This is a genomic window from Streptomyces klenkii (assembly GCF_003626645.1).
GTDB classification, from domain to species: domain Bacteria; phylum Actinomycetota; class Actinomycetes; order Streptomycetales; family Streptomycetaceae; genus Streptomyces; species Streptomyces klenkii.
Map to the genome: position 1 here is coordinate 1 of NZ_RBAM01000196.1, position 1,055 is coordinate 1,055.

The following is a 1,055-nucleotide window of genomic DNA, read 5'->3' on the forward strand; positions in this document are numbered from 1 at the left end:
CGGCGATCGCTACTGCGTGAACGGTCCTTCCCACGCCCCCCTTGAACGAATGGAAGGCCATCACTTGCACCTCATCGGCGAAGCGATCGCGAGGCCGCGCCAAGGGCTCAGCCAACTGCCGAGTGATTTGCCTCTCCCGCAACAGTGGGATGCGAGGATGCCCTGCAGCGGTCTCGGGCTGAGAACGCGACGTAACACGAATTCCCGTGAAGTCCGAGGTCCGCGGATCGTCCAGCTTCAACTCCAGCGCGTCGCCCTCTCGCCACTCGGTGGAGCCCGCACCGAACGCGCTGTCCAGCCACTCCTTGACCTCTTCTTGAGAGGTTCCGGTCCTCGTGGTCAGTTCCAGGCCGTCCCACCAGGCGTCCGCCGCGATCAGCCAGTCCGGCCATTGGCCCGCAGTGGCCAGATGGGCCAGGTGCTCATCGATGTCCACCCAGGTGAAGACATGTTCCGGAGGCAGTGGCATCGTGTGTGTGCTCGTTGGTCCGACCACGTCCTCTTACCTTCCGTCCTGTTCGCACCAGGCGAGGAGCGCGCGGAGGGCCGCATGCGCTTCCTTCTCATCCGCATCGTCCAGCTTCGCACCATATCGCCATACCTGGTGGAGGTCAGCGAGGGCTACAGAGCCCAAAGTGGCTGGATTCAGCCGACAACTCTGAAGTCGGTCGAGGCGATCGCCAAGGACCCGTGGGAGCCGTAGCGCCTTCGCGAGCTTCCGCAGGTCGTGTGTAGGTTCGAGGGCCGACGAGTCTCGGTGTCCGCCCCGGACGAGGAGTCGCTCTTTCAGGCCGCATTCCGCAGCATAGAAGAGCAGCAGGCAAACAGTGGCGGTATCTTCCGAGACGTCCACCCTGTCTGCGCTGTCGCCCAACTGTCTCCGCCTCTTCCGCAAGGCCTTGACGCCAACCTGTAGGACCATGAGGGAATCATCCCACCGGCAACACAGTGCGTCGGCCGACCCAGCATGTGGCTGGGGATGGCTGAAGCGAGCGGAACTGGCACCGACGCGGGCGGGCTGTCGCGCCCTACGGCAGTGCCACGATCCGGTCCAT

Annotated in this window: 1 protein-coding gene and 1 pseudogene; one reads left to right on the forward strand and one right to left on the reverse strand. The window is 64.3% G+C overall.

The window, feature by feature from the left end; all coding sequences use genetic code 11:
* A pseudogene (locus D7231_RS35730) lies at positions 1-436 on the reverse strand (KGGVGR-motif variant AAA ATPase); the annotation flags it as partial.
* A 114-nt stretch (positions 437-550) separates the two neighbouring features.
* Between D7231_RS35730 and D7231_RS36855 the strand changes: the two are divergent.
* The gene (locus D7231_RS36855) at positions 551-703 is read left to right on the forward strand and encodes a hypothetical protein (protein WP_158673907.1); all 153 of its coding nucleotides are present in this window, start codon (positions 551-553) and stop codon (positions 701-703) included.
* Positions 704-1,055: the final 352 nt, after the last annotated feature.

Excerpts from the sequence above, each read along its gene's own strand:
- D7231_RS36855 (WP_158673907.1), top strand. The coding sequence starts at position 551 with ATGCGCTTCCTTCTCATCCGCATCGTCCAGCTTCGCACCATATCGCCA.